17 protein-coding genes and 4 tRNA genes are annotated in these 22,074 nt (G+C 59.1%); 14 read left to right on the forward strand and 7 right to left on the reverse strand.

Annotated elements, in window-relative coordinates; all coding sequences use genetic code 11:
• Nucleotides 1-19: 19 nt before the first annotated feature.
• Together pbpG and folD are read right to left on the reverse strand one after the other, a co-directional pair.
• Complete coding sequence (pbpG, locus tag ACTD9P_RS17325) at nt 20-943, reverse strand: D-alanyl-D-alanine endopeptidase (protein ID WP_438868656.1); 924 nt, start codon at nt 941-943, stop codon at nt 20-22.
• Nucleotides 944-1,151: 208 nt separating this feature from the next.
• Nucleotides 1,152-2,006 (reverse strand): bifunctional methylenetetrahydrofolate dehydrogenase/methenyltetrahydrofolate cyclohydrolase FolD, encoded by an 855-nt coding sequence (gene folD / locus ACTD9P_RS17330; RefSeq protein WP_438868657.1) that lies wholly within the window; start codon nt 2,004-2,006, stop codon nt 1,152-1,154.
• Nucleotides 2,007-2,282: 276 nt separating this feature from the next.
• Between folD and ACTD9P_RS17335 the strand changes: the two genes are divergently transcribed.
• The 5 genes from ACTD9P_RS17335 (at nt 2,283) to ACTD9P_RS17355 (ending at nt 3,522) form a co-directional block, all read left to right on the forward strand.
• Nucleotides 2,283-2,359, forward strand: a tRNA-Arg gene (locus ACTD9P_RS17335).
• A 32-nt stretch (nt 2,360-2,391) separates the two neighbouring features.
• Nucleotides 2,392-2,467 (forward strand) — tRNA-His (locus ACTD9P_RS17340).
• A 55-nt stretch (nt 2,468-2,522) separates the two neighbouring features.
• Nucleotides 2,523-2,607, forward strand: a tRNA-Leu gene (locus tag ACTD9P_RS17345).
• A gap of 76 nt (nt 2,608-2,683) precedes the next feature.
• Nucleotides 2,684-2,759, forward strand: a tRNA-His gene (locus ACTD9P_RS17350).
• A 169-nt stretch (nt 2,760-2,928) separates the two neighbouring features.
• A complete protein-coding gene (locus ACTD9P_RS17355) occupies nt 2,929-3,522 on the forward strand; it encodes an RNA polymerase sigma factor (RefSeq protein WP_438868667.1) in 594 nt (197 codons plus the stop codon).
• Between the two features lie 2 nt (nt 3,523-3,524).
• On the opposite strand, the gene ACTD9P_RS17360 is transcribed toward ACTD9P_RS17355, so the two are convergent.
• On the reverse strand, nt 3,525-3,785 hold the full coding sequence (locus ACTD9P_RS17360; RefSeq protein WP_438868658.1) for a hypothetical protein: 261 nt from the start codon (nt 3,783-3,785) through the stop codon (nt 3,525-3,527).
• Nucleotides 3,786-4,008: 223 nt separating this feature from the next.
• On the opposite strand from ACTD9P_RS17360, the gene tig reads away from it, so the two are divergent.
• The 6 genes from tig (at nt 4,009) to ACTD9P_RS17390 (ending at nt 12,571) form a co-directional block, all read left to right on the forward strand.
• Nucleotides 4,009-5,319 carry a trigger factor gene (gene tig / locus ACTD9P_RS17365; RefSeq protein WP_138814821.1) on the forward strand — a complete coding sequence of 437 codons (1,311 nt, stop codon included), beginning with the start codon at nt 4,009-4,011 and terminating at the stop codon, nt 5,317-5,319.
• A gap of 91 nt (nt 5,320-5,410) precedes the next feature.
• Entirely contained in the window at nt 5,411-6,046 is a 636-nt protein-coding gene (gene clpP, locus ACTD9P_RS17370; RefSeq protein ID WP_003174822.1) for an ATP-dependent Clp endopeptidase proteolytic subunit ClpP, read from the forward strand.
• A gap of 112 nt (nt 6,047-6,158) precedes the next feature.
• Nucleotides 6,159-7,442: an ATP-dependent Clp protease ATP-binding subunit ClpX gene (gene clpX / locus ACTD9P_RS17375; protein WP_017136464.1), complete on the forward strand. Its 1,284-nt coding sequence runs from the start codon at nt 6,159-6,161 to the stop codon at nt 7,440-7,442.
• 199 nt (nt 7,443-7,641) lie between these two features.
• Complete coding sequence (gene lon / locus ACTD9P_RS17380) at nt 7,642-10,038, forward strand: endopeptidase La (RefSeq protein ID WP_438868659.1); 2,397 nt, start codon at nt 7,642-7,644, stop codon at nt 10,036-10,038.
• A gap of 153 nt (nt 10,039-10,191) precedes the next feature.
• The gene (locus ACTD9P_RS17385; protein WP_003174819.1) at nt 10,192-10,464 is read left to right on the forward strand and encodes an HU family DNA-binding protein; all 273 of its coding nucleotides are present in this window, start codon (nt 10,192-10,194) and stop codon (nt 10,462-10,464) included.
• A gap of 232 nt (nt 10,465-10,696) precedes the next feature.
• Nucleotides 10,697-12,571: a SurA N-terminal domain-containing protein gene (locus tag ACTD9P_RS17390; protein ID WP_138814823.1), complete on the forward strand. Its 1,875-nt coding sequence runs from the start codon at nt 10,697-10,699 to the stop codon at nt 12,569-12,571.
• 161 nt (nt 12,572-12,732) lie between these two features.
• On the opposite strand, the gene nhaA is transcribed toward ACTD9P_RS17390, so the two are convergent.
• From nhaA to ACTD9P_RS17405, 3 genes are all read right to left on the reverse strand, one after another.
• A complete protein-coding gene (nhaA, locus tag ACTD9P_RS17395; RefSeq protein WP_438868660.1) occupies nt 12,733-14,061 on the reverse strand; it encodes a Na+/H+ antiporter NhaA in 1,329 nt (442 codons plus the stop codon).
• A gap of 122 nt (nt 14,062-14,183) precedes the next feature.
• Nucleotides 14,184-15,485, reverse strand: a complete 1,302-nt coding sequence (locus tag ACTD9P_RS17400) for a chloride channel protein (RefSeq protein ID WP_438868661.1) — start codon at nt 15,483-15,485, stop codon at nt 14,184-14,186.
• Nucleotides 15,486-15,507: 22 nt separating this feature from the next.
• Nucleotides 15,508-16,722 carry an MFS transporter gene (locus tag ACTD9P_RS17405; RefSeq protein WP_438868662.1) on the reverse strand — a complete coding sequence of 405 codons (1,215 nt, stop codon included), beginning with the start codon at nt 16,720-16,722 and terminating at the stop codon, nt 15,508-15,510.
• A 118-nt stretch (nt 16,723-16,840) separates the two neighbouring features.
• On the opposite strand from ACTD9P_RS17405, the gene ACTD9P_RS17410 reads away from it, so the two are divergent.
• Nucleotides 16,841-17,737: a LysR family transcriptional regulator gene (locus ACTD9P_RS17410; protein WP_438868663.1), complete on the forward strand. Its 897-nt coding sequence runs from the start codon at nt 16,841-16,843 to the stop codon at nt 17,735-17,737.
• A 92-nt stretch (nt 17,738-17,829) separates the two neighbouring features.
• Entirely contained in the window at nt 17,830-18,720 is an 891-nt protein-coding gene (locus tag ACTD9P_RS17415) for a DUF2242 domain-containing protein (protein ID WP_438868664.1), read from the forward strand.
• Nucleotide 18,721: 1 nt separating this feature from the next.
• On the opposite strand, the gene aceE is transcribed toward ACTD9P_RS17415, so the two are convergent.
• A complete protein-coding gene (gene aceE / locus ACTD9P_RS17420) occupies nt 18,722-21,382 on the reverse strand; it encodes a pyruvate dehydrogenase (acetyl-transferring), homodimeric type (protein ID WP_438868665.1) in 2,661 nt (886 codons plus the stop codon).
• A gap of 145 nt (nt 21,383-21,527) precedes the next feature.
• Between aceE and ACTD9P_RS17425 the strand changes: the two genes are divergently transcribed.
• Entirely contained in the window at nt 21,528-21,998 is a 471-nt protein-coding gene (locus ACTD9P_RS17425; RefSeq protein ID WP_438868666.1) for a MarR family winged helix-turn-helix transcriptional regulator, read from the forward strand.
• Nucleotides 21,999-22,074 lie beyond the last annotated feature (76 nt).

Raw genomic sequence — 22,074 nt, forward strand, 5'->3', positions numbered from 1 at the left:
AAGCCCGCTCCCACATTATTCAGCGGCGCACTTCAGCGGCGTTCGGCCGATTCTTCAGGTTCTTGTCGGCCTTGTAGCGCAAGGCCACGTCCGGCACTGAACCGCTGCGCCCGGTTTCGACCCAGTTGCGAATACGCGTGGCATCAGCAAAGTGGGTGAACTTGCCGAACGCATCAAGGATCACCAGCGACACCGGGCGGTTGCCCATGCTTGTCACCAGCACCAGGCAGTGGCCGGCCTGGTTGGTGAAGCCGGTCTTGGTCAGCTTGATATCCCAGTTGGCGCGGTTGATCAGGTGGTCGGTGTTGGAGAAGCCCAAGGTGTAGTTGGGCTTGCGGAACGCCACGGTCTTTTCCTTGGTGGTGCTCAACTGGCTCAGCATCGGGTATTTACGCGCAGCGGCCAGCAACTTGCTCAGGTCGCGGGCGGTGGACACGTTGTGAATCGACAAGCCGGTGGGCTCCACGTAGTGCGTGCTGGTCATGCCCAGTGCCTTGGCCTTGGCGTTCATCGCTGCAATAAACGCCGGGTAGCCGCCCGGGTAGTGGTGGGCCAGGCTGGCGGCGGCGCGGTTTTCCGAGGACATCAACGCGATCAGCAGCATTTCCTTGCGCGGCATTTCGCTGCCGATTTTCACTCGGGAGAACACGCCTTTCATTTCCGGCGTGTCCTTGATGTTGATGTCGATGTACTCATCCATGTTCTGTTTGGCTTCGAGCACGATCAGGCCGGTCATCAGCTTGCTGACGGAGGCAATCGGCACCACCACATCGGGGTTGCTGGCGTAGATGACTTTATTGGTCTGCAGGTCGACCAAAATGACGCTGCCGGAAGCGATCTGCAATTTGGAGGTATCACGCGGGGCCAGAGTGGTTTCGGCAGCGTGTGCGAAAGTGCCTGTAAATGCAAAAAATAGGCTGACAAGAGAGAGACGAATTTTCACGCGGGTGAACTCGCTAAAAAAGTAAGGAAATGCCGTTCGGAAACGGTTTTTTGATAAATGCCGTTACATTTTAGGAGTATGGACGAAGAACTGTCGAATGTTCTTCTAGAACCAGACGAAAGTGCTTAAAAACTAAGAAAAAAAGGGTTTTTAGCCGGGCAATAAAAAGCCCTGCGATAAGGCAGGGCTTTTTCAGTGCGGCTGGTTATTAGCCGTGCAGGCTTTCTGCGGCATACAAGGTGTTTTCCAGCAGGCATGCACGGGTCATCGGGCCAACACCGCCCGGTACCGGGGTAATCCAGCCGGCACGGGGCAGGGCGGTTTCGTACACCACGTCACCCACCAGTTTGCCGTCTTCCTGACGGTTGATGCCCACGTCGATGACGATTGCGCCTTCCTTGATCCACTCACCTTTGACCAGGCCCGGCTTGCCGGCGGCGACTACCACCAGGTCGGCGCGGCCGACGTGGCCGGCCAGGTCCTTGGTGAAGCGGTGGGTGACGGTCACGGTGCAGCCGGCCAACAGCAATTCCATGGCCATTGGGCGGCCAACAATGTTGGAGGCGCCGACCACTACTGCATCGAGGCCGTACAGGTCGACACCGGTGTTTTCCAGCAGGGTCATGATGCCTTTGGGCGTGCAGGGGCGCAGCAGCGGAATACGCTGGGCCAGGCGGCCGACGTTATAGGGGTGGAAGCCGTCGACGTCTTTGTCCGGGCGGATGCGCTCCAGCAGTTTGGAGGCGTCCAGGTGCTCGGGCAGCGGCAGTTGCAGCAGGATGCCGTCGATGGCCGGGTCGTCGTTGAGGCCATCAATCAGGTCGGTAAGCGCCTGCTGGGTGGTCTCGGAAGGCAAGTCGTAGGCCTTGGAAATAAAGCCGACCTCTTCACAGTCTTTACGCTTGTGCGAGACATAAACCTGAGAGGCAGGATCGCTGCCGACCAGGATCACCGCGAGGCCAGGCGTGCGCAGGCCTTGCAGGCGGCGCTCGGTGACTCGTTTGGCGATCTGCTGGCGCAGGCTGGCGGCGATTGATTTGCCGTCGATAAGTTGTGCAGTCATTACGCGTGATTAACCATCGAGAGGGGGAAGAAAAGTGCGCGCATTCTCGCACGCCACGACGTGAGGGCAAAGGCGCTTGGTCTGCAAATTGCCCTAACCCCTTAAATAAAATCAGTTTTTTTCAAAAAAGATTTGACGGGTATCAAGGCCGTCTATACTATTCGTCGCACTTGTCGGGCACAGCCTAGCACTGGTTAAGAAGGTCGAGCGGATTGAGCTGTTCTGCAAGGCTGGAAGCACTTAGTTTGTAATCTTCAACGAGTACAGATTAATAAGGCGCCCGTAGCTCAGCTGGATAGAGCATCCGCCTTCTAAGCGGATGGTCGCAGGTTCGAGTCCTGCCGGGTGCGCCATTAGGCAGCTTTGGCACAAGTAGCGCTAGATGGTGGGCGTAGCTCAGTTGGTAGAGCACGGGATTGTGACTCCCGTTGTCGAGGGTTCGATCCCCTTCGTCCACCCCATATTTAAAAGGCGCCAGATTAATCGTCTGGCGCCTTTGCTTTAAGAGCTTCAAGCGCGGATGTGGTGGAATTGGTAGACACACTGGATTTAGGTTCCAGCGCCGCGAGGCGTAAGAGTTCGAGTCTCTTCATCCGCACCAATTAAGCGTCACCCAGCCACTCGCCAGGGTGAGGCCAGACAAGGAAGATGTTCGAGTTCCTTGTTGATGCAATATGGTGGGCGTAGCTCAGTTGGTAGAGCACGGGATTGTGACTCCCGTTGTCGAGGGTTCGATCCCCTTCGTCCACCCCATATTTTAAAAAAGCGCCAGATCAATGATCTGGCGCTTTTTTTTGCATCCAAAAAATGCCCAGTCACGTATCTACTGACGAGGATGGCCGTGGATCGGCCTGGATCCTCATACGCTGCTACGTGGAGGGTCTGAAAAATGTTGGCACAACAGCAGGATCAAAGTCAGGGAATGGCGGTTGGCGAGGCGCATTTGCTCGGGCGCCTGCTGTTGGGGGAGCAATCGGCGTATTGCGACCTGGTCAACACCCATCAGGGCGCCATGCGTGCGGTGGCCTCGGCGATTGCCGGGCATCGGCATGTCGACGATGTGGTGCAGGACGCCTGGTTGGCGATTGTGCGTGGGCTGAGTGGTTTTCAGGGGCGCTCCAGCCTGAAGACCTGGGTGCTGACGATTACGGCCAATAAAGCCAAGGGCCGCTATGGTCGCAGTCGGCGCGAGGTGTTTTTCGATGACTCGCTGGGGCAGGAGCGCTTTTGCGCCGCCAGCGGCCAATGGTTGTCGGCACCTATGGGCTGGCATGAAGATACGCCCGAGGCGCTGGTCAGTGAAGATGAGCTGCGCGCCTGTATCGAGCGCGCGTTGCAGGAGTTGTCGACGCTTCAGAGCGCTGCGCTTGTGCTGCGTGAGCGGGTAGGGCTTGAACTTGAGGAGATTGCCGAGTTGCTGGGCGTCAGTCTGTGTAACGCGCGGGTGCTGCTGCACCGGGCGCGTAGCCGGGTTTTTGCTGCCATCGACCGGTATCAGGCTTGTGGGGTGGATTGACGTCAAGAAAAAACAAGCATTCTCAATGCCTTGGCGTTAGAATCGTTGCCGGTTTTGAGCGTGTAGAACTGATCTGCTGCTATATAAGGGTCAGTACAGCTATTTAATAGCGAATAACGGCGCAGTACCTGAAAAAGGGCTGTGCCGTTTTTGTTTGAGTGTTTTGAGTCTCCAGGGTAGGGCGTTTCATCGTATTTGTGTTTCTCGATGCTGCCGCCACACCCTTCGACCTTGCTTGCAGGGTCGCTCGCCGGGGTGTGCATCCCGGCCCTTCTATATATAGAAGGGCTGGCGTAGAGCCCTGGCGTGATGCGCTGTATTTGCTAACGGGATAGGGTGCATGCGTGCACTTGAACCTATAAATGGCCTGCTGTTTTTCCACCCGTTTTCAGTAGGGTGACTTCTTGAGTTTGACCCACTAGAATGCATGCCCTTGATTCTGGGGTCGGAAACGGCCGGCTAACGTCTGTGCAACGAGGAATATCCATGCAAGTTTCTGTTGAAAATACTACTGCCATCGAGCGCCGCCTGAGCATCACCGTGCCGGCAGAGCGTATTGAGACTGCGGTCAACAAGCGTCTGCAGCAGACTGCCCAAAAGGCCAAGATCGCTGGTTTCCGTCCAGGCAAAGTGCCAATGAGCGAAATCAAGCGTCGTTTTGGTGCTGATGCGCGTCAGGAAGCTGTGGGTGACGTGATCCAGGCTTCCTTCTACGAAGCCGTTGTCGAGCACAAGCTGAACCCGGCGGGTTCGCCTTCGATCGAGCCTAAATCCCTGGAAGCCGGTAAAGACCTGGAATACGTTGCCGTATTCGAAGTGTTCCCGGAATTCACCGTTGCCGGTTTTGAAGACATCGCCGTTGAGCGCCTGAGCGCTGACGTGGCAGATGCCGACCTGGACAACATGCTGGAAATCCTGCGCAAGCAGAACACCCGTTTTGAAGTGGCCGAGCGTGCCGCCCAGAACGAAGACCAGCTGAACATCGATTTCGTTGGCAAGGTTGACGGCGAAGCATTCGCTGGCGGCTCCGCCAAGGGCACCCAACTGGTGCTGGGTTCCAACCGCATGATCCCGGGCTTCGAAGACGGCCTGGTTGGCGCTAAAGCCGGTGAAGAGCGTGTTCTGAACCTGACTTTCCCTGCTGACTACCAGAACCTGGACCTGGCCGGCAAAGCTGCCGAGTTCACCGTGACCGTCAACAGCGTTTCCGAGCCTAAGCTGCCAGAGCTGAACGAAGAGTTCTTCAACCAGTTCGGCATCAAGGAAACCGGCATCGACGGTTTCCGCACCGAAGTTCGCAAGAACATGGAGCGAGAGCTGCGTCAGGCCATCAAGTCCAAGGTCAAGAACCAGGTTATGGACGGTCTGCTGGCCGCCAACCCGATCGAAGTGCCCAAGGCCCTGCTGTCCAACGAAGTGGATCGCCTGCGCGTTCAAGCGGTTCAGCAGTTCGGTGGCAACATCAAGCCTGACCAACTGCCGGCCGAACTGTTCGAAGAGCAAGCCAAGCGCCGCGTTGTACTGGGTCTGGTCGTGGCTGAAGTGGTCAAGCAATTCGACCTCAAGCCTGACGAAGATCGCGTTCGCGAAATGATCCAGGAAATGGCTTCGGCCTACCAGGAGCCTGAGCAGGTCGTGGCTTGGTACTACAAGAACGACCAGCAACTGAACGAAGTACGTTCGGTTGTGCTGGAAGAGCAAGTTGTGGATACTGTTCTGCAGAAGGCTAAGGTGACCGACAAAGCGGTCTCTTACGAAGAAGCAGTCAAACCGGCGGAAGCAGCACAAGCCGACTGATTGTCCAACTCGTTCGAAATATAACCATAAGCCAGCCTCGCGCTGGCTTATGCGTTTTCAAGACATGACTATTTGGGAGTAACTGCAGAGCATGTTCCGTAATTCCTATATTCAGCAGAACTCTGATATCCAGGCCGCTGGCGGCTTGGTCCCGATGGTTGTCGAGCAATCTGCTCGTGGCGAACGCGCCTATGACATCTACTCGCGCCTGCTCAAGGAGCGAGTGATTTTTCTGGTCGGCCCGGTAGAGGACTACATGGCCAACCTGATCTGCGCGCAGCTGCTGTTCCTTGAAGCGGAAAACCCGGACAAGGACATCCATCTTTACATCAACTCCCCGGGCGGCTCGGTCACTGCAGGCATGTCGATCTACGACACCATGCAGTTCATCAAGCCAAACGTGTCGACCACGTGCATCGGCCAGGCGTGCAGCATGGGCGCGTTCCTGCTGACCGCAGGTGCCGAGGGCAAGCGTTACTGCCTGCCGAACTCGCGCGTGATGATTCACCAGCCGTTGGGCGGTTTCCAGGGCCAGGCATCGGACATCGAAATCCACGCCAAGGAAATCCTGTTTATTCGTGAGCGTCTGAACACGCTGATGGCCAAGCACAGCGGGCACACCCTGGAAGAAATCGAGCGTGACACCAACCGCGACAATTTCATGAGCGCTGAAGCTGCTCGTGAATACGGGTTGATCGACGCAGTGATCGAAAAGCGCCCCGCTTAATATAAGCACCTCAAAATAAGGCGGGTCGGCATGTCCGACCACCGGCGGGCTTGAAAAAGCCCGCATAAGCCTTCATCTTGTGTTGCAAGCCTATCGGATTTGGATCGAACGAATGACTGACACCCGCAACGGCGAGGACAACGGCAAGCTGCTCTATTGCTCCTTCTGCGGCAAAAGCCAGCATGAAGTACGCAAATTGATTGCCGGCCCCTCGGTGTTTATCTGCGACGAGTGCGTCGACCTGTGCAATGACATCATCCGCGAGGAGGTGCAGGAAGCCCAGGCCGAGAGCAGCGCGCATAAATTGCCTTCGCCTAAAGAAATCAGCGGCATCCTTGATCAGTATGTGATTGGTCAAGAGCGTGCAAAAAAGGTTCTGGCAGTAGCGGTGTATAACCACTACAAGCGCTTGAACCAGCGTGACAAGAAAGGCGACGAAGTCGAACTCGGCAAGAGCAACATCTTGCTGATCGGTCCTACAGGCTCGGGTAAAACCCTGCTTGCAGAAACCCTCGCTCGCCTGCTGAACGTTCCGTTCACCATCGCCGACGCTACCACCCTCACCGAGGCTGGCTACGTGGGCGAAGATGTCGAGAACATCATTCAGAAGCTGCTGCAGAAGTGCGACTACGACGTAGAGAAGGCCCAGATGGGTATTGTCTACATCGACGAAATCGACAAGATTTCGCGCAAGTCCGACAACCCGTCGATCACTCGGGACGTTTCCGGTGAAGGCGTGCAGCAAGCCCTGTTGAAACTGATCGAAGGCACGGTTGCTTCCGTACCGCCACAAGGCGGCCGCAAGCACCCGCAGCAGGAATTCCTTCAGGTTGATACGCGTAACATCCTGTTCATCTGTGGCGGTGCGTTCTCGGGTTTGGAGAAGGTTATTCAGCAACGCTCCACACGTGGCGGCATCGGTTTTGGTGCAGAAGTGCGCAGCAAGGAAGAAGGCAAGAAGGTGGGCGAGTCCCTGCGTGAAGTCGAGCCTGACGATTTGGTCAAGTTCGGTCTGATCCCGGAGTTTGTTGGCCGTCTGCCGGTCCTGGCGACGTTGGACGAGCTGGATGAGGCTGCTCTGATTCAGATCCTCACCGAGCCGAAAAACGCCCTGACCAAACAATACGCCAAGCTGTTCGAGATGGAAGGTGTAGACCTCGAGTTCCGTACCGACGCGCTCAAATCAGTGGCCAAGCGGGCACTGGAGCGCAAGACCGGTGCACGTGGCCTGCGTTCGATCCTCGAAGGCGTGTTGCTCGACACCATGTACGAAATCCCCTCGCAGTCCGAGGTGAGCAAGGTGGTGATCGACGAAAGCGTTATCGAAGGCAAGTCCAAGCCACTGTATATCTACGAAAACAGTGAGCCGGCTGCCAAGGCTGCACCTGACGCGTAAGCGTTGAGCTGTCGCAGTACAAGCAAGGGCCTTTCGAGGCCCTTTCTTTTTATGTGGCGGTTTTTCGGGGCGGTTTGGGTTTTGCGGTTAAATTCGCGTTTATTCATGCGTTTAACTGCTGGCATTGAGCTTGTTTTTTTTGCGTACAGCCCCCATCTTGGTTTCAAGCTAATTTTTCAACTGTCATAGAGGCGAAATCATGAAGACAACCATTGAATTGCCTCTCCTGCCGTTGCGTGATGTCGTCGTCTATCCGCACATGGTTATCCCGCTGTTCGTGGGGCGCGAGAAGTCTATCGAAGCCCTCGAGGCCGCGATGACGGGCGACAAGCAGATCCTGCTGTTGGCCCAGAAGAATCCTGCTGATGATGATCCAGGCGAAGATGCCCTGTATCGCGTCGGCACCATTGCGACCGTATTGCAACTGCTCAAGCTGCCCGATGGCACCGTCAAGGTGCTGGTGGAAGGCGAGCAGCGTGGTGCGGTCGAGCGTTTCATGGAGGTGGACGGCCACCTGCGCGCCGAAGTGGCGCTGATCGACGAGGTCGAAGCCCCAGAGCGCGAATCCGAAGTGTTTGTGCGCAGCCTGCTCTCGCAGTTCGAGCAATATGTGCAACTGGGCAAGAAAGTCCCGGCTGAAGTGCTGTCGTCCCTCAACAGCATCGATGAGCCAAGCCGCCTGGTCGACACCATGGCCGCGCACATGGCGCTCAAGATCGAGCAGAAGCAGGACATCCTTGAAATCATCGACCTGCCGGCCCGTGTCGAACACGTGCTGGCGTTGCTGGATGGCGAAATCGACCTGCTGCAGGTTGAGAAGCGCATCCGTGGTCGCGTGAAAAAGCAAATGGAGCGCAGCCAGCGCGAGTACTACCTGAATGAGCAGATGAAGGCCATTCAGAAAGAGCTCGGCGACAGCGAAGAAGGCCATAACGAAGTCGAAGAGCTGAAAAAGCGCATCGACGCCGCTGGCCTGCCCAAAGACGCCCTGACCAAGGCCACGGCTGAGCTGAACAAGCTCAAGCAAATGTCGCCGATGTCAGCTGAAGCCACCGTGGTGCGTTCCTACATCGACTGGCTGGTGCAGGTGCCGTGGAAGGCTCAGACCAAAGTGCGCCTGGACCTGGCCCGTGCCGAAGAAATCCTCGACGCCGACCACTACGGCCTCGAAGAAGTCAAAGAACGTATCCTCGAATACCTCGCCGTGCAAAAGCGCGTGAAGAAAATTCGTGGCCCGGTGTTGTGCCTGGTCGGCCCTCCGGGTGTGGGTAAAACCTCCCTGGCCGAGTCGATTGCCAGTGCCACCAACCGTAAGTTTGTGCGCATGGCCCTTGGCGGTGTGCGCGACGAAGCGGAAATTCGTGGCCATCGCCGTACTTACATCGGTTCGATGCCAGGAAGATTGATTCAAAAAATGACAAAGGTGGGTGTGCGCAACCCGCTGTTCCTGCTCGATGAAATCGACAAAATGGGCAGCGATATGCGTGGCGATCCGGCCTCGGCGTTGCTCGAAGTGCTCGACCCCGAGCAGAACCACAATTTCAACGACCATTACCTTGAAGTCGACTACGACTTGTCCGATGTAATGTTTCTGTGCACCTCCAACTCCATGAACATCCCGCCAGCCCTGCTGGACCGGATGGAGGTGATTCGTCTGCCGGGTTACACCGAAGACGAAAAGATCAACATCGCCGTCAAATACCTCGCGCCCAAGCAGATTTCGGCCAATGGCCTGAAAAAAGGCGAGATCGAATTTGAAGTCGAAGCGATCCGCGACATCGTGCGTTACTACACCCGCGAAGCCGGCGTGCGTGGCCTGGAGCGTCAGATTGCGAAGATCTGCCGCAAAGCGGTCAAGGAGCACTCGCTGGAAAAACGCTTCTCGGTGAAGGTGGATGCCGATTCCCTGGAACACTTCCTGGGCGTGAAGAAATTCCGTTACGGCCTGGCTGAACAGCAGGATCAGGTAGGGCAGGTGACTGGCCTGGCGTGGACCCAGGTGGGTGGCGAATTGCTGACCATCGAAGCTGCGGTGATCCCGGGCAAAGGCCAACTTATCAAGACCGGTTCGCTGGGTGATGTGATGGTCGAGTCGATCACCGCCGCGCAGACCGTGGTGCGCAGCCGCGCCAAGAGCCTGGGGATTCCCCTGGACTTCCACGAGAAGCACGACACCCACATCCACATGCCGGAAGGGGCGACGCCCAAAGACGGCCCTAGCGCCGGTGTAGGCATGTGCACGGCACTGGTGTCGGCACTGACTGGTATTCCTGTGCGTGCCGATGTGGCGATGACCGGGGAAATTACTCTGCGTGGTCAGGTATTGGCCATCGGTGGTCTGAAAGAGAAATTGCTCGCTGCACACCGAGGTGGTATCAAGACCGTGATCATTCCGGAAGAGAATGTTCGCGACTTGAAGGAAATTCCTGACAATATCAAGCAGGATCTTCAGATTAAACCGGTTAAATGGATTGACGAGGTCCTGCAAATTGCGCTGCAATACGCGCCGGAGCCCTTGCCGGATGTGGCTCCGGAGATTGTCGCGAAGGATGAAAAACGCGAGTCCGATTCCAAGGAAAGAATTAGCACGCATTAATGCGATTAAGCCTGGGGGCTTCCTTGACAGCTTTTTAGAGCCCTTGTTATAAAGCGGCTCTTAAGTGTCTGTAGGCCATTCAGCACTGCACTGGTTTTTGCTTTCACCAAAAAACTTAGAATCATACTCAATAGATATATAAGGGGACTTAGAGTGAACAAGTCGGAACTGATTGATGCTATCGCCGCATCCGCTGATATCCCGAAAGCTGCTGCTGGCCGTGCGCTGGACGCAGTAATCGAATCCGTCACTGGCGCTCTGAAGGCCGGCGACTCCGTGGTACTGGTAGGCTTCGGTACTTTCTCTGTGACTGACCGCCCAGCTCGTACTGGCCGTAACCCACAGACTGGCAAAGCACTGCAAATCGCTGCTGCCAAGAAACCAGGTTTCAAAGCCGGTAAAGCCCTGAAAGAAGCGGTTAACTAAGCTTCGTTCAAGCCTTGCCTACCCGGGTCAGACGCAGGTCTGGCCTGGCAGCGGAGCGGCAGCTGACCCACGTATCCATCGGGTCGCCAAGGCCTGGGGTGTTGGTTCAAACCCCCGTCCGCTCCGCCAGTTACGAGAAGGCGCATCCTCGGATGCGCCTTTCTTCTATCCGGACTCTACCCACGCTCCACGGTTGCCTAATTTTTGAAGATCAACCGTTTCTGGGGGACGCATGCTGCAAAATATCAGGGACAATTCACAAGGCTGGATTGCCAAGACTATTATCGGGATCATCGTCGCATTGATGGCGTTCACCGGTATCGAGGCCATTTTCCAGGCTTCGGGTAACAACAAGCAGGACGTGGCCAAGGTCAACGGTGAAGAAATCACCCAGACAGAACTGGGCCAGGCCGTCGACATGCAACGTCGCCAGCTGATGCAACAGTTGGGCAAGGATTTCGATGCTTCGCTGCTGGACGAAAAACTGCTGCGCGAAGCGGCTTTGAAAGGTCTGATCGATCGCAAGCTGTTGCTGCAAGGCGCTGCGGATTCCAAGTTCGGCTTCTCTGAAGCTGCGCTGGACCAGGTGATCCTGCAGACGCCGGAATTCCAGGTGGACGGCAAATTCAGTGCCGAACGCTTTGATCAGGTGATCCGTCAGTTGGGCTACACCCGTATGCAATTCCGTCAGATGCTGACCCAGGAAATGCTGATCGGCCAGGTTCGCGCAGGCATCGCCGGCAGCGGTTTCGTCACCGACGCCGAGGTGCTGGCTTTCGCCCGTCTGGAAAAACAGACCCGCGATTTTGCCACCGTCAACATCAAGACCGACCCTGCGGCTGTGAAGCTGACCGACGACGAGGTCAAGGCTTACTACGACCAGCACGCCAAAGAGTTCATGACCCCGGATCAAGTGGTCATTGATTACCTGGAACTGAAGAAGTCGTCCTTCTTCGATCAGGTTACCGTGAAGGACGAAGAGCTGCAGGCTGCCTATCAGAAAGAAACCGCCAACCTCGCTGAACAGCGTCGTGCCGCGCACATTCTGATTGAAGTCAACGACAAGACCACCGACGCGCAAGCCAAGGCCAAGATCGAAGACATCCAGGCACGCCTGGCCAAGGGTGAGAAGTTCGAAGCCCTGGCCAAGGAGTTCTCCCAGGACCCGGGTTCGGCCAACAATGGCGGTGACTTGGGCTTTGCCGGCCCTGGCGTCTACGACCCGGATTTCGAAACGGCCCTGTATGCCTTGAACAAGGACCAGGTGTCGGCGCCGGTGCGTACCACCTTCGGTTGGCACTTGATCAAGCTGTTGGGAGTTGAAGCACCTGAAGTGCCATCGTTTGCCAGCCTGAAAGACAAGCTGACCCGTGAGCTCAAGACTCAGCAGGTCGAGCAGCGTTATGTCGAGGCGACCAAGCAATTGGAAGACGCGGCATTCGAAGCCTCCGACCTGGCTCAGCCGGCGTCCGACCTGAAGCTGACCGTACACACTTCCGCGCCGTTTGGCCGTGAAGGTGGCGAAGGTGTTGCGGCCAACCGTGCTGTGGTCACCGCTGCATTCAGCCCGGAAGTGCTGGATGAAGGTGCCAACAGCAGCGCTATCGAGCTGGACCCGGAAACCATCATCGTGCTGCGTGCCAAAGAGCATCTGAAGCCTGCGCAACTGCCGCTGGAAAGCGTGTCGGCTGCGATCCGCACCCAGATGACCAAAGAGCGCGCCATCGCGGCTGCCAAAACCCATGCCGACGAGTTGATCGCCAGCCTGCGTGACGGCAAGACCCCGTTGAACCAGCCGATCGACGGCCAGGCCTGGAAGGTGACTGAAGCGGCGACCCGTAACGCTGAGGCGATCGAGCCGGCCGTGCTGCAAGCCCTGTTCCGCATGCCCAAGCCTGCGGCCAAGGACAAGCCGACCTTCACCACCGTGACCCTGGCTGACGGTAGCCTGGTGATCGTGCGCTTGAATGGCGTCAACGAAGCCGCAGCCCCTACCGACGAAGAAAAGGCGCAATACCGCCGCTTCCTCGCATCGCGTGTTGGCCAGCAGGACTTTGCTGCCTACCGCAAGCAGTTGGAAACCAAGGCTGACATCAAGAAGTTCTGATGTTGGTTTGAATAGAAAAGCCCCCGGTCCGAAAGGACCGGGGGCTTTTTTTTGCGGCACGGCCTGTGGATTGATCGTTCCCACGCTCTGCGTGGTAATGCATCCCGTGACGCTCTGCGTCACCCGTACGCAAGTACAGAAAGCGGGACGCGCAGACGGGCTCAGAACTTCAGCTTGCCCCAGCTCAAGCCAATCACGGCTGCCACGGTCGAGGCCGTCAGCACACTCAGTTTGGCCGCTGCCAACAGTTCCGGGTCGGAGAAGGCCAGGGACGAGATAAAGATCGACATGGTAAAACCAATCCCCGCCAGCAGGCCGACCAGGCCGACGCCGCTCCAGGTGACACCGTCGGGCAGCTTGCAGATATTGAGCTTGACCAGCGTGATACTCGCCAGCATCACGCCTAACGGCTTGCCGATCACCAAGGCGACGATCACGCCCATGAACACACCGTGGGGCAGCGGTTGCTCAAGGTTCAAGCCCTGTAGGCTGACACCGGCATTGGCCAGGGCGAACAGTGGCATCACGCCGAAGGCGACCCACGGGTGCAACGCCGATTGCACGCGCTGCACCGGCGGCATCAGTTCGCGTTGGGCTTCGCGCAGTTGCTTGAGCGGCTTGGCGACCTGGTGCGCATCTTCGGCAGGTTGTGAGAGGCGATCCATCAGCTCATTGAAGGTGCGCCCGATGGTGTCCAGTGGGCGCTCGGTGGTCGGCTTGGAACTGACCGGCGTCATCAGGCCCAGGATCACCCCGGCAAGGGTCGGGTGTACGCCGGTCTTGAGCAGGCCGAACCAGACAATCGCGCCTGGCAGCAAATAGATCGCCGCCTTGCTGATGCCCATCCGTTGGAACACCAGCACTAAGGCCAACCCACCTGCGGCAACTACCAGGCCCATGTAGTCGAGGCTGGCAGTGAAGAATACGGCAATGATCAGGATCGCCACGATGTCATCGATGATGGCCAGCGCCAGCAGCAATACGCGCACACCGCTGGGGATCGATTTGCCCAGCAGCGCCAGCACGCCGACGGCAAAGGCAATGTCGGTGGCGGTGGGCACGGCCCAGCCACTGGCGGCAGCGGTGCCATGATTGAGCGCGGTGTAGAGGATGGCTGGCATCAATACGCCACCCAGTGCGGCGCCCAGCGGCAGGGTTGCGAGTTTCAGGTTGGCGAGTGCGCCGTCCTTGATTTCCTGGCGTATCTCCGCGCCTACCACCAGGAAGAAGATGGTCATCAGGCCGTCGTTGACCAGAAAATGCAGGGAGCGCGACACACTGAAATCGCCCAGCCCGAGGGTAATCGGGGTGTTCCAGAAGTGTTCGTAGGACTCGGCAGCCGGGCCGTTGGCCCAGATCAACGCAGCAATGGCCGCCAGCAGCAGCACGATGCCGCTGACCGCCTCAATGCGTGAGAACCGCTCAAGGGCCGACAGTGCGCCCTCGGTGAATGCCTGGGGGCGAGGGATGGCAGGGTGTTTTTTGGGCACGACAAGTCTCCATTGGCGGCCCGACCAATGCTTTGCTTTAACCTGCGCTGTGCCCTATGCAGTCACGCACCCAGGGCGATGATAGGAAGTTGATGAATAAGTTGTAAACAATGTTGTCAGGCTTATGGGCTTTTCGTCGGCGGGTGCAGAAAACCGCGCGCCAATTGCTGGTACAACTCCGGCCCCATTCGCGAGCTGACGGCCTTGGCAATCAGCGCCACCGCCATCAGGCTGATCACCATCCCGTGGCTGTCGATCATCTCCATCACGATGATCGCCGAGGTGATCGGCGATTGGGTCACGGCCGCCAGAAAGCCCACCATGCACAGCGCAATGATCGGTTGCGCTGCCAGCGTGAAAAACTCGGCGGCGTTGGCGCCCACGGCTGCGCCGACGGCCAGCGACGGGGCGAAGATGCCGCCGGGGATACCGGAAAAATAGGTGACCACCGTGGCCAGAAAACGCGTGACCGGCGCATGCCACGGCAAGCCGACATCGGCAGCAATGATCTGCGTAGTAATCCCGTAGCCGCTGCCGAAGGACATTCCGCCGCTGAGCCAGCCCAACACTGCGACCACCAGCCCACACGCCCCGGCGAACCACACCGGGTGGACTCGGCGCCATTCCCAGAGCACGAACCGGTGGTAGCGCTGTGGCCACAGCAGCATGCGGCTGAACAACCCGCCGAGCAGGCCGCAGCCGATGCCGGCCGCCAATACCGGAACAATGATGTCGAGCTTGATCCCTTCAACATCCAGGTGGCCGAAATAGTTGTAATTGCCCTGCAAGGCGATCGCGACCATCCCCGACAAGATAATTGTGCTGAGCAATACACCGCTGGTGCGGGTTTCGAGCTTGCGTCCCAACTCTTCGACTGCGAAGGCGATACCGGCCAACGGCGTATTGAACGCAGCGGCGATACCGGCGGCGCCGCCGGCCAGGATCAAGTCTTCGCTGCGGATGATGCGTGCATTGGGCAGGTAGCGGTGGCAGAAGTGCATGATCGATGCTGCCACTTGCACAGACGGTCCCTCGCGCCCGGCAGAAAAACCGCCGGTCAACGCCAGTGTGCCCAAGCCGATTTTGGCCAATGCGATGCGCAAAGACACCAGCTTGCTGACGTCCTGCCCTTTGTTGGCCAGGCGAGTGGCGGCGATGACCTGCGGAATCCCGCTGCCTTGGGCACCGGCAAAAAAGCGCGTGGTCAGCCACACCACCAGCATGCCCACCAGCGGTGTATAGACGAAGGGCAGCCACGGGTGGGCGCTGGATTGCGCGGCGAATTGAGTGAGCGCCACGTCAGCCAGGCGCGCAAACATCACCACCATCAGCCCGGCGATGGTGGCGCCGGCCCACAGGGTGATCCGGGTGCGCCAGCGCAGTGAGGTAAAGCGGCGGCGCAGTGAAATGAACGGTTTGATCACCCGGGCGAATTCCGATTAAGTTTCAGGGTGTTTCAAGGTTAACCGTATATCCAGCGCTTGTCCTCGCGATGCGCCGCGTCGCGGCCACTGCCAACAGTATCAATCCGCCAACCGCCCACGGGAACAACGCGACCCCCGATGTTTGCAGCAACAGGCCGCCCGCCAGCCCGCCGCCGGCAATCCCCAGGTTCCACACCGTCACCAGCATTGATTGCGCGGCATCGGCCGAGTCACCGGCAGACTTGGCCAGCGCCGTTTGCAACAGCGCCGGCAAGCCACCAAAGGCCAGGCCCCACAGCGCCACGCTGGCATATACCGCACGGGTGGAGGTCATCCACGCACCCAGTGCCAGGGCCGATACCGCGAACATCGCGCAACTGATGATCAGCAGGCGCTGCAAGTGTTGATCAATCAGCACGCCCGTCAGCCAGATGCTCAGCAAGGCCATGAGGCCGAACACCAGCAATATCTGGTCGATGTCGGCGACTAACCCGGCAGGCACCAGCAGTGGCGCGATGTAGGTGTACAGAATGTTATGTGCCAGCACGTAGGTAAGGGTCACCCACAGCACCGGGCGAATGCCGGGCAGGCTCAGGACCTGGCGCAAACCCAAACGCTTTTGCGCCGCTTGCCCGGCGAAGTCCGGCAGTTGCCAGCGTGCCCACACCAGCAGCAACAGCGTCAGCCCGATCATGATCGCAAAGCTCAGGCGCCAGCCCACCACGGTGCCGAGGAAAGTACCGGCGGGTACGCCCAGCGACAAGGCCAGCGGTGCGCCGAGCATGGCCACAGCAATCGCCCGGCCTTGCAGGTGCGGCGCCACCATTCGGCTGGCATAGCCGGCCAGCAACGCCCAGAGCAACCCGGCGAAGACGCCGGCAAAAAACCGCGCGACCAGGGTCAGCCCGTAATGGGTGGACAGTGCCGTCACGCTGTTGACCAAGGCAAAGCCGCCGATGGCAATCAGCAGCAAGGGGCGCCGCCGCCAGCCTCGGGTCAATAAGGTCAGGGGAATGGCCGCGAGTAACGAGCCCAGGGCGTAAAGGGTCACCAGTTGGCCGACCAACGCCTGCGAAACCTGCAGCCCGTCGCTCATCTGTGGCAGCAGCCCGGCCGGCATGGCCTCGGTGAGAATCGTGATAAACCCGGCGCACGCCAAGGCCAGCAAACCGCCCATAGGCAGTGTGTCTTGCGCGGTTGCGGCGGCCGGGCCGGTAATCGAAGGGCAATCGCTCATGTTGCGTCTCCATGCAAAAGGTCAGGGAGGCAGAGTAGGGGGCTGTGGGTTGCGGAAAAACAGGCTAAGGTTCCGAACTTATCGGACATTCAAGTCCGTAATCAAAAAAAGGTCGGCAATGGACAGTCTGAGTAGCCTTTCGGTGTTCGTGCAGGTTGCGGAGACCCGCAGCTTCACGGCTGCGGGCCGCGTGCTGGGGGTGTCGTCTTCGGCCGTGGGCAAAAGCATCGCGCGTATGGAAGAACGTCTGGGTGTGCGGCTGTTTCATCGCAGCACACGCAGCGTCACCCTGACCGGCGAAGGTGCGCTGTTTCTCGAGCGCTCGCGGCGGATTCTGGCCGAGGTGGAGGCAGCGGAGCAGGAGCTGACTGAGGCCGGCGCCACGCCCCGAGGCACACTGCGCATCAGCTTGCCGCAGGTGCGTGGCCTGTTGATGCCGGTGCTCAGCGACTTTATGCGCGCCTACCCGGACATCGAGCTGGATGTGGATTTTTCCGACCGCATGGTCGATGTGATCGAGGAAGGTTTTGATGCGGTGATTCGCACCGGCAAGCCGGAAGATTCGCGCTTGATGGCGCGTCATCTGGGCCACTACCAACTGGTCCTGGTGGCCACGCCGGGTTACCTGGCCCAGCATGGCACGCCGCAACAGCCGCAGGACTTGAGCAGCCATGCCTGCCTGCGCCACAAATTCTGCGCCACCGGCAAGCTGGAGCCCTGGCCACTGCGCCCTGTGCCGGGCGTGGCAGAGCCGGTGCTGCATGCGCCGCTGGTCAGCACCACCATCGAATCCCTTAACTATGTGGTGCACGAAGGGTTGGGCATCGCCTGCCTGCCGGACTTCATGGTCAACGAGGCGGTGCGCCAGGGGCGTCTGCAACGGGTGCTGGATGAGCATTTGGTACATCGCGGCAGTTTCTGGATGCTGTGGCCCTCCAGTCGCTTTGCCTCGGCCAAGCTGCGGGTGTTTATCGACCATATGTGCGCCGGGCTTTTTCCTGCGCCCGCGGTGTAATAACGCTGTGACGTTTTACCGACAGGAATGTGCGCGCCAACCCTGCGTTCTGTTGCACAATAGCGCCCTGACTGTTTTCCTCAGGATTTTCGATGTCGACATCATTTCACTTGCGTAGCCTCGGGTTGGCGCTGGTGCTGGCGGGCGCTGCGGGCTGCTCGTCACCCAAGACCGCTATTTATGAACATGAGAATTTCGACGACTCCGGCACGTTCTCCCGTGATTACCCGGTCAGCGATGTGGCGGCCTGTGAGGCGGCGCGGCGTGCGCTGTTGAGCCAGGGTTACATCATCACCAGCAGCGACCCCAAGCTGGTGGTGGGTAACAAGAGTTTCCAGCAGACCGGCGAAACCCACCTGCAAATCAGCTTCAACGTGGTGTGTGCCGACGATGGCAAAGGCGCCAAGCACTCGACCATGTTCGCCAACGCCTTACAGGACCGCTACGCGCTGAAGAAGGTCAACAACTCCGCCAGCCTCGGCGTGGGTGTGTTGGGCTCGGTGTCGATGCCGATTGGCTCCACCGATGACTCGATGGTCAAGGTGGCGAGTGAGACGGTGACGGCGCCGAAGTTTTACGATCGCTACTTCTCGCTGGTGGATGTGTTCCTGCCCCAGGAAGTGAAGGCGGCCGAGCATATTCCAGAGAAGCCCAAGGCTGAGCTGGGCATGCCGGAGCCGAAAGCGGCTGCGCCTGCAGATAAGGCTGAGCCTGCTGATAAAGTAGACGCGACCAAGGCCGCGCCGCTCGCGCCGACGATGTCGGAGCCGCTGGCACCGCCGCCTGAGGCCGCACCTATTGCACCGCAGGCCGAGCCTGCGCCGGCAGCAACCCCAGCAGCGACACCAGCACCAACCCCAACCCCAACCCCAACCCCAACCCCAACCCCAGCGCCTGTGGCTGAACCAGCCCCATCGCCGACCAACCCGAACCTGCCGGCGCCGACAGAGGCGATTCCACCGCTGCCAACGCCAGCCCAGTAACTCAGACCGCTGCGGGGTTCGCTTTGTCGACGTTGATCCCGTAGTGGCTGATGGCCTCGCCCACTTTGTCACGCCCGATCACGCCGTCATCGGCCAGCGCCTTCAGCGCCGCCAGCACGATGAAGTGGCGGTCCACCTCAAAGAATTCGCGCAGGGTTTCGCGGGTGTCCGATTGCCCAAAGCCATCGGTGCCCAGCGCCACAAAACGGCGGCCGTGTACAAACGGGCGGATCTGGTCGGCGAACAACTTCATATAGTCCGTCGCCACCACCACCGGCCCGCTGTGTCCGGCCAGGCTGGTTTCCACGTAGCTCGCGCGCGGTTCATCCTGTGGATGCAGCAGGTTCCAGCGCTCCACTGCGTGCCCGTCACGGCGCAGTTCGGTCAGGCTGGTGGCGCTCCAGACATTACTGGCCACGCCAAAGTCCTTGTCGAGCAGGTGCGCTGCGCCAATCACTTCGCGCAGGATCGAGCCGCTGCCCATCAATTGCACCTGCGCCTGCGGGTGCGTGCTTAATGGATACAAACCTTTGAGAATCCCATTCTCCACGCCTTCGGGCATGGCTGGGTGCGGGTAGTTTTCGTTGAGCAGGGTGATGTAGTAGTAAATGTCCTCCTGTTCGACATACATGCGCCGCATGCCTTCGCGAATGATCACCGCCAGCTCGTAGGCAAAGGTCGGGTCATAGGCGATGCAGCAGGGGATCACCGACGCGAGGATGTGGCTGTGGCCGTCGTCATGCTGCAAGCCTTCGCCCATCAGCGTGGTGCGCCCGGCCGTAGCGCCCAGCAGAAAACCGCGAGCGCGGGCATCGCCGGCGGCCCAGGCCAGGTCGCCGACGCGCTGGAAGCCGAACATCGAATAGAAAATGTAGAACGGCACGGTCATCAGGCCGTGATTGCTGTAGGACGTACTCGCCGCGATCCACGAGGAAATGGCCCCGGATTCATTCAGGCCTTCCTGCATGATCTGTCCGTCTTTGCTCTCTTTGTAGTAGCTCAATTGCCCGGCGTCTTGTGGGGTGTAGAGCTGGCCGACGGCGGAGTGAATGCCGATCTGGCGGAACAGGCTTTCCATGCCGAAAGTGCGCGACTCGTCCGGCACGATGGGTACGATCAGCTTGCCCAGGTGCGGGTCTTTGAGCAGAGTGCCGAGGATGCGCACAAACGCCATGGTGGTGGAGATGGCGCGCTCGCCGGTGTCTTTGAGTTGGGTGGCAAACGCGCTCAGCTCGGGGATCTGCAACGCCTCGACCGCACTGTGCCGCGCGGGCACATAGCCGCCCAGCGCTTGGCGACGGGCAGCGAAGTAGCGGGCTTCTTCGCTGTCGGCAGCGGGCTTGAGGTAGGGGATTTCGTCGAGCTGTTCATCGGCCACTTCCAGGCCGAAGCGGTCGCGAAAGGCTTTTACGGCATCAGCGCCCATCTTCTTCAACTGGTGATTGATGTTCTGGCCTTCGCCCGCTTCGCCCATGCCGAAGCCCTTGACGGTTTTGGCCAGGATCACCGTCGGTTGGCCCTTGTGGCGTACGGCGCCGGCGTAGGCGTTGTAGACCTTGTCAGGGTCGTGGCCACCGCGTGAGAGTTTCCAGATGTCGTCGTCGGACATGTCCGCAACCAGCGCCAGTAATTGCGGATATTTGCCGAAGAAATGTTCACGCACATAGGCGCCGTTCTGGGATTTGTAGTTCTGGTAGTCGCCGTCCACGCACTCCATCATGCGTTGGCGCAACAGGCCGCTCTGGTCCTTTTCCAGCAGCGCATCCCAACCGCCGCCCCAGATCACCTTGATCACATTCCAGCCGGCGGCGCGGTACAGGCTTTCGAATTCCTGGATCACCTTGGCATTGCCACGCACGGGGCCGTCCAGGCGCTGCAGGTTGCAGTTGACCACAAAGATCAGGTTGTCGAGTTTCTCGCGGCCGGCCAGGGAGATGGCGGCCAGGGATTCCGGCTGGTCCATTTCGCCGTCGCCCAGGAATGCCCACACCTTGCGGCCTTGGTGTGGCTTGAGATCACGCAACTCCAGGTAGCGCATAAAGCGCGCCTGGTAGGCGGCGGTAATTGGCCCCAGGCCCATGGACACCGTGGGAAATTGCCAGAAGTCCGGCATCAGCCGTGGGTGCGGGTAGGAGGACAAGCCCTCGCCACCGGCCTCGCGGCGGAAGTTGTCCAACTGCGCTTCGCTGATGCGGCCTTCGAGGTAGGCGCGGCCGTAAATGCCAGGGGAGGAGTGGCCCTGGATGTACACCAGGTCGCCGTCGAAGGTATCGGTTCGGCCACGGAAGAAGTGGTCGAAGCCTACGTCGTACAGCACGGCGGCTGACGCGTAGGTCGCAATATGCCCACCGACACCCGAGTGTTTACCCGCACGCAGCACCATCGCCATGGCATTCCAGCGAATAAACGCATTGGTGCGACGCTCGATGGCCAGGTTGCCGGGGTAGGGCAATTGGCGGTCAACCGCAATGGTGTTGACGTAAGGCGTGGTCACCCGCCCGTAGAAGTCACCATGGCGCGCAACGTCGAAATCCAGCAACTGATCAATCAGGTAGTGCGCACGCGGGCGGCCTTCGGTGGACAACACCGATTCGATGGACTCCAGCCACTCGCGGGTTTCCTGTGGATCGTCGTCCAGTTTTACTGCGTTATTGGGGGTCATGTGAGGCTCCAGGGTAGGCGGATTTCAAGCAGCGGGCTCCTTGTGGGAGTTGCGCCAAAGTAATTGCAATTGCAACTACATGACTGAATTTAGCGCGGGATGAGCTACTATTGCAACCTTCTTGAAATTCCCCGGATGGTGTTGCATGTCGTCGAAAGAGCCAGATGTATGGTTCCGTTTTGTCAGGGCCCACAGGACGGTCATCCGTGAAATCGAACGCCGCCTGGCTGCAGCAGACCTGCCGCCCTACGCCTGGTACGACGCGTTATGGGGCCTGGAAAGCGGCCCCGACGGCACACGGCGTATGCATGAGTTGGCCGATGTGCTGGCGATCGAGCGCTACAACCTGACACGGCTGGTAGACCGCCTGGAAAAGGACGGCCTGGTAGTGCGTTCGCGCTCCGACGGTGACGGCCGCGCAGCGTTTGCCTCAATCACCGACGCTGGCCGGGTGTTGCGTAAAAAGATGTGGAAAATCTACGAAAGCACGGTGGATGAGCTGTTCCTGTCACAAATCGAGCCTGAGCAGCGCCAGCTGTTTGCCGATACCTTGGAGCGCACGGCGGGGTTGGCGGTGGAGGCGGGCGTGCAAACCCGCAGTCGACGCAAGATCTAATAGGCAATGAGGGTCCAATGTGGGAGCGGGCTTGCTCGCGAATGCGATCTGTCAGACACATAGAGGCTGGCTGACC

Source organism: Pseudomonas onubensis, from assembly GCF_965653655.1.
GTDB lineage: Bacteria > Pseudomonadota > Gammaproteobacteria > Pseudomonadales > Pseudomonadaceae > Aquipseudomonas.

Coding starts and splice junctions, on each gene's coding strand:
- lon (WP_438868659.1), top strand. CDS start 7,642: ATGAAGACAACCATTGAATTGCCTCTCCTGCCGTTGCGTGATGTCGTC.
- ACTD9P_RS17360 (WP_438868658.1), bottom strand. CDS start 3,785: ATGCACACCCCGGCGAGCGACCCTGCAAGCAAGGTCGAAGGGTGTGGC.
- clpX (WP_017136464.1), top strand. CDS start 6,159: ATGACTGACACCCGCAACGGCGAGGACAACGGCAAGCTGCTCTATTGC.
- ACTD9P_RS17410 (WP_438868663.1), top strand. CDS start 16,841: ATGGACAGTCTGAGTAGCCTTTCGGTGTTCGTGCAGGTTGCGGAGACC.
- clpP (WP_003174822.1), top strand. CDS start 5,411: ATGTTCCGTAATTCCTATATTCAGCAGAACTCTGATATCCAGGCCGCT.
- aceE (WP_438868665.1), bottom strand. CDS start 21,382: ATGACCCCCAATAACGCAGTAAAACTGGACGACGATCCACAGGAAACC.
- folD (WP_438868657.1), bottom strand. CDS start 2,006: ATGACTGCACAACTTATCGACGGCAAATCAATCGCCGCCAGCCTGCGC.
- ACTD9P_RS17425 (WP_438868666.1), top strand. CDS start 21,528: ATGTCGTCGAAAGAGCCAGATGTATGGTTCCGTTTTGTCAGGGCCCAC.
- ACTD9P_RS17405 (WP_438868662.1), bottom strand. CDS start 16,722: ATGAGCGATTGCCCTTCGATTACCGGCCCGGCCGCCGCAACCGCGCAA.
- ACTD9P_RS17390 (WP_138814823.1), top strand. CDS start 10,697: ATGCTGCAAAATATCAGGGACAATTCACAAGGCTGGATTGCCAAGACT.
- ACTD9P_RS17415 (WP_438868664.1), top strand. CDS start 17,830: ATGTCGACATCATTTCACTTGCGTAGCCTCGGGTTGGCGCTGGTGCTG.
- tig (WP_138814821.1), top strand. CDS start 4,009: ATGCAAGTTTCTGTTGAAAATACTACTGCCATCGAGCGCCGCCTGAGC.
- ACTD9P_RS17355 (WP_438868667.1), top strand. CDS start 2,929: ATGGCGGTTGGCGAGGCGCATTTGCTCGGGCGCCTGCTGTTGGGGGAG.